This window comes from Phormidium pseudopriestleyi FRX01, assembly GCF_017313335.1.
GTDB classification, from domain to species: Bacteria; Cyanobacteriota; Cyanobacteriia; order Cyanobacteriales; family Laspinemataceae; genus Laspinema; species Laspinema pseudopriestleyi.
Genome location: NZ_JAFLQW010000450.1, coordinates 1 through 8874, shown reverse-complemented (window position 1 = coordinate 8874; position 8874 = coordinate 1). Strand labels below are relative to the sequence as shown.

At 48.0% G+C, this 8874-nt stretch carries 6 protein-coding genes and 1 pseudogene; 4 read left to right on the top strand and 3 right to left on the bottom strand.

Annotation, left to right across the window (positions count from 1 at the left end):
• Positions 1-371 precede the first annotated feature (371 nt).
• Entirely contained in the window at positions 372-3929 is a 3558-nt protein-coding gene (locus J0895_RS16900) for a response regulator (protein WP_207089210.1), read from the top strand.
• A gap of 227 nt (positions 3930-4156) precedes the next feature.
• Positions 4157-4288, top strand: coding sequence for a hypothetical protein (locus J0895_RS26455; protein ID WP_277989857.1), 132 nt, complete (start codon positions 4157-4159; stop codon positions 4286-4288).
• 209 nt (positions 4289-4497) lie between these two features.
• Here the strand turns inward: J0895_RS26455 and J0895_RS16895 are convergent, their stop codons facing one another.
• Both J0895_RS16895 and J0895_RS26025 read right to left on the bottom strand, forming a co-directional pair.
• Positions 4498-5379: an SDR family oxidoreductase gene (locus J0895_RS16895; RefSeq protein WP_207089209.1), complete on the bottom strand. Its 882-nt coding sequence runs from the start codon at positions 5377-5379 to the stop codon at positions 4498-4500.
• 220 nt (positions 5380-5599) lie between these two features.
• A pseudogene (locus tag J0895_RS26025) lies at positions 5600-5740 on the bottom strand (CHAT domain-containing protein); the annotation flags it as partial.
• A gap of 824 nt (positions 5741-6564) precedes the next feature.
• On the opposite strand from J0895_RS26025, the gene J0895_RS16885 reads away from it, so the two are divergent.
• A complete protein-coding gene (locus J0895_RS16885; RefSeq protein ID WP_207089208.1) occupies positions 6565-6750 on the top strand; it encodes a hypothetical protein in 186 nt (61 codons plus the stop codon).
• Here the strand turns inward: J0895_RS16885 and J0895_RS16880 are convergent.
• Entirely contained in the window at positions 6747-6896 is a 150-nt protein-coding gene (locus J0895_RS16880) for a hypothetical protein (protein WP_207089207.1), read from the bottom strand. The genes J0895_RS16885 and J0895_RS16880 overlap by 4 nt on opposite strands.
• A gap of 90 nt (positions 6897-6986) precedes the next feature.
• Between J0895_RS16880 and J0895_RS16875 the strand changes: the two genes are divergently transcribed.
• Positions 6987-8874 (top strand): DUF4114 domain-containing protein (locus J0895_RS16875; protein ID WP_207089206.1); only part of this gene is annotated, 1888 nt, incomplete at its 3' end.

Sequence of the window (8874 nt, the reverse complement as noted above, 5' to 3'; positions counted from 1 at the left end):
TCAATGTTAGCAAGGTTCAACCGCTTTTAAGACGAGGAGGTGTCTGTGAAGTCATCAATTAATGGGTTATTGTAGGTACGGAAACAGGGTGCATCCGATGTTTGGACAGTCTGCCCTCATCCCCCGGAGCCCCATTCTCCCCAAAAGGGAGAATGGGAGCCCGATTAAAAGTCCCTCTCGCACTCTGGGAGAGGGATTTAGGTTGAGGGCGGCGAGCATTGGGATGCTCCCCGGAAACAACCCGTCTATCCATCCCGACACCAATCTGGGTACAGATCTGGTGTGGGGCTGACGACGAAGACAGCTAAAAACCAGTCAAGAGAACAATAAGACATTGGATATAACTCCCCCTGATTCTAGGAGAGCGGTGCATGAGTATCGAAACAGATAGTAAGCCGAAACTTCTGGTAGTTGATGACGAACCAGATAACCTCGACTTGCTCTATCGCACCTTTTATCGGGACTATAACGTGCTGACGGCAGAAAATGCCTCGCAAGCGTTAGAGCTTCTGGCAAAGGCGGGGGATGTGGCGGTGATTATCTCGGATCAGCGGATGCCGCAAATGAGTGGGACTGAGTTACTCAGTCTGACGGCGACTCAGTATCCCGATGCGATCCGGATTATCTTGACGGCTTACACCGATGTAGAGGACCTGGTTGATGCCATCAATGAGGGAAAGGTTTTTAAATATGTCACCAAACCCTGGGATGCTGATGAACTCAAGGCATTGGTGGCACAAGCATTAGATACCCACAATGTCCTGAAAGCCCGGACAAGGGAACTGTGCCGCACCCTGCGCCAGGAATCCTTACTCAATGCCATTACCAACACAATTCGCTCTCGGACGACTGAGGCGCAGATTTTGCAGACGATTGTCGATACCCTCGGCCAAATGTTTGAGGTGAGCTATTGCATTCTGCGTCCTTTTCAGGATGGCCGATTTATTGATGAATGGTTTATGTATCAAAAGCGGGAACTCGGCACCATTAAGTCCAATGGTCAAGGGCCAAAACTGCCGGTTGCCCCCTCGGGACCCATTTCAGAACCCCTGGGGTTGTCACAGACGGTCTGGGAAACATCTGATATTGAGGTGATCAATGATGTGGAAACCGATGAACGGTTACAGGGAAAGACGCCTCAACTCCAGCAACGGCGACAGATGTTAAAAGCGGCTGATATTCGGTCGAGTTTGGTGGTTCCCCTGATGTTTCGCTTGGAACTGGTGGCAGTCTTGGCATTGCACCAATGTGGACCCGGACGGGAGTGGCAGGATGATGAGGTGCAATTGGTGTTTATGGTGGCGGATCAGGCGGTGTTGTCCCTATCCCAGGCCCGCGCTTATGAGCAGGTCCAGGCCCTAGCGAAGCGCGAGGCCCTGGTGAATACGATTACGACGGCGATTCGGTCGAGTCTGAATCCGAAAGATATTTTTGCGGCGATCGCCCAACAACTGGGCCATGCGTTACAGGCAGATGGTTGTGCATTGTCGTTATGGACGGTGGAAGATGAGTACGTTCAGTGCGTCGGATTGTACGATGCGGCCCTGCAGGCGGTGGAGGCATCGGAGGGAGAACGACTGGAGGATGAAGAACCGGAAGGGGTGGGACTCTGTTCTGCCTATCCTTCCCAGGAAGTCAAAGGGGAACCTCGCCCTCATTCCGGGGACTTGCCGCGATCGGTTGTCCCGATCGCCGGGAATCCGGTGTTGCAAGAACTCCTCACCACTCGTGCTCCGGTGGTGGTGGATGACTTGGAACAACAGCCGGAATGGAATGTCATGGATTTACCCCTGCGATCGCCGGCCAGGGCTTTATTAGTCGTCCCTTTAATCTCTGATGGCGAAATTATCGGCAGCATTACCCTGCGCCAAGTCAGAGCACCCCGACGCTGGCATCCCTCGGAAATTGATTTAGCCCAAGCGGTGGCGGCACAAGGGGCGATCGCCGTCCATCAGTCTCGTCTTTACCAAAAAACTCGTCAGCAGGCGGAACGACTCCTGGAACTCAACCGCCTGAAAACGGAATTTTTCCAAAATATTTCCCACGAGTTCCGCACTCCCTTAACCCTGATGATGGGTCCGCTAGAATCTGCTGTGGAGCATCAGCAAGATTTACCCTTAGAACAAGCGGCGATCGCCCTACGCAATACCCGACGCCTCCTGCGATTGGTCAATCAACTCCTGGACTTACAACGCCTCGATGCCGGTCGGATGCAGCCCACTTTTCGTCCCTGCGATTTACAAGCCTTTGTCTCCCAAACTGTGGAAATTTTTCGCCCCTATTGCGAGAAAAAAGGCATAGAAATCACCACGGATTTACAGACTTGTCCTTCCTTATATTTGGATTTGGAAAAGTTTGATAAAGTCCTCTACAATCTCCTCTCCAATGCCATGAAATTTACCGCCTCTGGGGGTAAAATTATCGTCTCATTGGAACAAGCCGGAGATTATTCTTTACTTCAAGTTAAGGATACGGGTATTGGCATTCGCACGGATCAAGTTCCCCACTTATTTGAGCGCTTTCGTCAAGCCGAAGGGTCCGCGAATCGCTCTTATGAAGGCAGTGGGTTAGGGTTAGCCTTAGCGAAAGAATTGGTCGAACTTCATGGGGGAACCATCGCCGTTGAGTCTAATTATGGGGAAGGTTCAGTTTTTATGGTTTGGTTACCCTTGGGCAATTCTCACTTACCCCCAGACCAAATTATTGAGGTCCCGACGGGGGTAGAACCGGCCCGGGCGTCTGTGGAGTTGGCGGATGTGCAGATGGAAGACGATGGGGTCGGGTTTATCGGTCCCGGAGGAATGGTGCAACCGGCACAACCCTCTACGATTCACACCCTCCACCCGACGATTGTGGTGGTAGATGACAATCCCGATTTACGAAATTATGTCTCGGGGATTCTCACAAAAGAAGGATATCGCGTCATTTTGGCCCGCAATGGGGCGGAAGGATTTGATGTGGTACTTAACCATCGTCCCCAGTTGATTGTCACGGATTTGATGATGCCGTTAGTCTCGGGTTTGGATATGATCCAGATGATTCGAGAGGATGAGTCGTTACGGGGAACGCCAATTATTTTGCTTACCGCTAAGGTGAATGAGGATACGCGCATTGAAGGGGCGGAAAAAGGGGCGGATGCTTATCTGGCTAAACCGTTTAACGATCGCGAATTGTTAGCGGAAGTGAGGAATTTACTGGCCCTCAAGGAAAATGAGCGCCGGGTGGTCCAGTTGAATACTTATTTAACCGAGTCAGTCCTGCGCCGCTTTTTACCCCCTTCTATGGTGCAAAAAGCGGCCTCTGGGGAGTTGTCTCTGGATTTACGTCCGGAACCCCGGTTGATTACGATTTTGTTTAGCGATATCGTTGGGTTTACTCAGTTGGCGAATACGTTGCGATCGCGCCGGGTGGCGGAGGTGCTGAATCAGTATTTAACGGAAATGACTCAGGCGGTGTTTGATAATGGCGGGACGGTGGATAAGTTTGTCGGGGATGCGATCGTGGCGATGTTTGGTGCACCGGAGGATTTGACGCCGAATGAACAGGTGAGACGGGCGATCGCCACTGCCAGACAAATGTTACAAGCGCTTGATCGCTTAAATAAACATTGGGAGGAACAGGGTTTACCTCGGGTTCAGTTTCGCTGTGGGATTCATCAAGGGACTGCTGTGGTGGGGATGTTTGGCGGCAATTTGCGGTCAGATTATACGGCGATCGGTCCTAGTGTGAATATTGCCTCCCGCTTGCAGGAAGCTGCCGACCCGGGTACAATTCTCGTATCCGCAGCGGTGGCGGATTATCTCCATGATGATGAAATTGTTAAGTTCGGTTCCCTGCAATTGAAAGGCATTGATGAAACGGTTTTAACCTTTATGGTTCATCGCTATTCTAGGGGAAGCGATGGGGAAGAGTCTCGGGAAGAAGGGTAAAATTAAGGGCTAATCACGGATTAACAAGAGGTTATTCTCGGGTTGGTAATTTTGAAGGATTCGTCCTGATCTGGGATTGTGTTTAAAATCACCGCAACCGATGAGGGCGATCGCCTCCTTGTCAGAGAACTATCACAATGCCTTGCGCCTCAAATCACCCCAATTTACCCTGAACACAGAGATAATAGCAGTATAAGAAAAGAAGAAGCAAATCGGAGGACAAAATCATGTTACTTCACTATCGGACCAACACTGCCCAATTCGTCAAAATGGTTTATTCAAAAGTGCAAATCAACGGAAAACTTGAGTTAGTGCCAATGGAATTATATTCTGATGGTTCCCTCAAACGTAGCGCTTAATCGTTTCAACTTGCCTCATCAAGTAGGTTAAATCCAGTCAATCAGGGAAATGCTTAAATGCAGCAAAAATTAATAAATCTGACAACGAAATATTACCCAGTAAAAAAGGGGGAGTCTATCCAGACACCCCCTTTTGATTTATAGCAGTTCCTGGGATTTCCTGTACCTCATAACTGTGGAAACCGCTATAATTTGGGGAGAACCCTAAATCAACAACTCACATAACGGCGAATAAAACTTTCTAAAGACTCCATCTTCATCCCAAAGATTGACTCTAAAGTGTCTATCTCTTCCGCAGTGCAGAAAAACTCATTAGAAACCAACACGCGCAAAGTTCCCAGAGATTTCTGTAAACCCGGATTCACTAATCCCAATGCACTGCGTAACCCATCAAATACCATCATCGGTGGATTGATAATCAGAGGGTCACGATTAAAAATGCGGGCAAAAATCTGGGGAATCTCTTCTCGGGATAGAATTTCTGGCCCTCCCACCGGGAAAATTTGATTCGCTGCCTCGGGGACTAATACGGAATCTGCTGCTATTTTGGCTAAGTCATCGGTACTCACCGGGGAGGTGCGATTTCTCAAGTCACCCAGACTTAAATAAATACCTGTTTCTTTGAATCGTTGTGCAAAGGGAATTAACGCCGAGTCAAAGGCAGAAGGTCGTAAAATGGTGTAAGTCAAACCACTTTTTTCTAAATATTTTTCCACTTCGCGCTTGGCTTTAAAAACCGGGGAATCCATATATCCGCGATCGCATCCCAGAACAGAAATCAAGACAAAATGCTCAACTCCGGCTGCTTTCCCATAATCAATCAGGTCAATATTCGCCCGATAGTCGATCGCCTGTGCACCTCCGGTTTCCTTTCCGCCATGAGCACTGATGATATATTTAACCCCTTGACAGGCTTTTTGTATATCCCGTTCCCGTTTCAAGTCGCCGATCAATATTTCGGCCCCTCGATTTTCTAACTCGCTGTAGTCCGAACTCAACCGCGCCAAAGCACGCACTGGTGACTGCCTACTGGTCAAAACCCGCACCACACGCCGTCCTAAACTTCCCGTTGCTCCAGTGACTAAGAACATCTTTATTTATGGATAAATGAATCAGTCTCTTGCTTATTTTAACCGATTGTGAAAAAAAGGGCTAGAGGCGGTTTTCCGAAGTATCCATCAAGGGGGAGTAACCCAGTGTGTAAATTCAGACATAAACCTGATTGGTGAGAATTTTGGGTTAAAAATCTCGATTTTTTTGACCCTTTCATTTTTCTTGAACTAAACAATTCAGGCGGTAAGCTGTTTTGCATCTAAATTGCTTGTAGAATTCGCTCATCAAGGCTAAGGTTCCTTCCTCGCTCACATACCACAAACTGGCGATCGCCGTTTTCACTCTTGCTTGGAGGGCAAATCCCGCAAAGCCTAACTCGGCTTTGTCATCCCCTAGCGCTAAGGGATGTCACTCCTTTCTACAGTCAGTCTTGAATCTTGGACACCTGAGAATTTAAACGGTTCACTTCTACAGCAAATCAGATTCTCTGTTTCAAACGATTTGACAAGGGGAATCGGAGTGGGAAACTCTTCCCCTCACCCTGCCGATTAATGAGTTCAGTTCAGTGAGACTGCCTATAAGATTACTTGATTTCATTATACTGCTATTTGCAGCAATATTGAGAGTCACAGATGCTTAAGAAAAGTGGAAGTTTTACCCAGATCACTACCACTTTTTCTCAGGCTTTTTCAGGATTTACCCAAAGTTCAGGTTTATATAGCAGATCCTTGCAGCAGTTGTGGAATGCCCTCACCCCCAACATAAGGCTGTCCAAAGCGGGAGAGGGGAGCTATATATGTCATAAATCATTTAGAACAAGCTATATAGCGTTTCCCACAGTTATTCGCGTACATTTTTGGAGTGCGAGCAAGATGCTCGCACTCCTCTAAATAAGCTGTTGCCTGTCTAAATTGGAGGTGAGGAAATCATGAAACCTTTGGGGTGCGTAAAGCCTGAACCCGGGCTTCGCTGTGCGGCGTAGCGTGTGCGCGGTGCCCAAACATCGAGCTTCGCTAGGATTATCCAATTTAGATGCAAAACAGCTTATCTGTACGCGAATGAGTCCACCGAACCGCTATACTCCATCCGATATTCAAAGGTCTATAAGAAGAAGCGCGACTCAAGGGCGATCGGGCTATAGCCTGCCTAAGCTTCTCTGAAGATTAAAGTAGGTCTCTAACTCCCAAATTTGGATAATTTATTTTTTGGAATCCCTTTAATGTTTGGGCGAATGTAACGAAATATTACAAATTCATCCATCCGGCATAAAAGTCCGGGATTTGTCCAGAGAGAAGAAACAAGAGCCAATCAGCGATCGCCGCTATCACGCCCTAAATCCCCGGACGACATCCCCGGAAATGGAATCTGTTCCAAATCCGATTGAAATCATCCAAACCCCTACAGGTTAAGGATTTGGGAGTGCCATCATGCCAATCTGGGTGAAATTTTCTTCCTCTAAGGCATGATTCGTGCATAATTTCGCCGATGTTTTCCCAGTAAATAAATAGGAGACAAAACTCGGTAATTCCGGCGCGATCGCATCCAACGGATCCAACCGGCGATCGCCTAGTCAACTCTCTATTTAACCCACTGATTCGCGAACACGCATCCTCCCGACATCTATCTAACCAGGAGCCATCTACTCATGTTCAAGTTGTTTTTTGGGTTTCAAAAGCGTCCTCAAGCCAATGGATTCCAACCCCAATCCAAGCGGTATCAAGGACCGGCAATGCGCTTAGAAGAAATGAGAACCCCCAGTGGCATACTCATCGATGACACAGAAACACCCGATGATACAGGATTTGGGGCAGATGGTGATTCAGATTTTGAGTTCCCGTCAGAAGAGGGCGACATTGGCGATGAATTGCCTGGGGATGAGTTTGACCCGGAGAGTGTTGACTTAGCCGAAAATGGCACTATAGAAACGAATTTGGGGGAGGAAGAGTTTGAGGAGTTACCCTTTATCGATGAGGCGATCGGCGATGAACCCAGTAGCGAATCTGACCTCGACATCGTAACCGATATTACCGAGAGTACCGATGCCGAATCAGAAGAGAATTCCTCCGATGAAACTGCTCAAATCGTCAGCGACAGTACCGACAGTTCCAATAGCGCGGATCCGGAACTTGAGGAACTGGACTGGATTGAAACCGACGCTGCAAGTGATGAAAATATTGGGGATGAAAGTGAACTCAACCCGGATCAAGAACTCCTCCCCGAAACCGTTGAGTCAGCGGTAGAAGAAGAGGTGCTAACCGCAGCAACCGAGGCGATCGAGCCAGAAGTTGAGGAACAGGATATCCTTTCCCAACTCCCAGAAACTGATACTGAGGAAGCCCCGATTAGCGAAGAATTCGAGACATTGACGCCATCGGATGAAACCGTTGCTGATGAGATTGAAGCCGAAGATAGCAGCTTATTTGCCGAAACTGATGAGGGGGGAGAGTCAGAATCCTACAGCAGTTTTTCTGAAGAAAGTAACAGCAGTGCGGCAGAAACTGATGAGGGAGTAGAGTCAGAAGCTGATAATAGTGTTGACGATTCTTTAAGTGAGTCGTTGGTCAATGAAGAAACCGAGACGAACAGTAATGCTGATGAATTAGAAGATTCCGCCACGAGTGAAACAGAAGAAACTACCGACGACAGTGAGACAGAAGAGAGTGATTTAGTCGCCGATGCTGAATTTGCCAATCTCAAACCCAAATTTGAGTCTGGGACATTTAAAGTGGGAGATACCGGGGAAGTTGAGGTAGATTTCCTCTTTGATGGCGGTGCGTATAAAGGACAAGTGGCGATCGTTAGCTTGTCTGGAATGGAAGGATTTGACCCCAATTCCAGCGAATTTTTCCAAGAAGCAATGACTCGCGCTGCCAGTAATTCTGAACTGGGTTATATGGTCATTGATGACAATAGCGAAGGCGCAAGATTTACTGGACGCTTAGGGGAAGGGGATTATAATTTTGGGGAATATCAAGGAGTAAAATCCTTTGCGATGCGTCCTGGAGATGAATTTTTCCTGATGTTAGTTCCCAATGGAAACGTCCAGCAGGTGTTAAATAATCCCAATGCTGGCGGAGCATTGCGGCCCTTATTTTCTTTAGCCACCGCGAACCCAGATGATGGGTATCACTTCGGACAAATTGCGGATATTACTGGGGATGGCAGTGCGTTTGCCTGGGAAGATATTCGGGTCGATGGAGGAAGCGATCAAGATTATAACGACATCGTTTTACAATTCCGGGGAGCCACAGGCAAAGCCGCATTAATGGATGATGTGGTAGCGGAAGGTAAAGACTGGCGCGGCAGCGACTTGGGTCAAGCCTTGATTGAATATGTCAAAACTTATGTTACGCCTGAGCCAACGAATTTGGATGCAGCAGTCGAGGATTTATTGGCGGATTTAGAAGGTCTGTTCGATGAAGCCGATAGTTTCGACGAAGACTTGGATATTGGAACAGATACAGAATTTGCGGATGACATTTTCCTAGCCGATGACGTAGCAGAAACGGACGTTGAGGAGGAAACAATTGTTG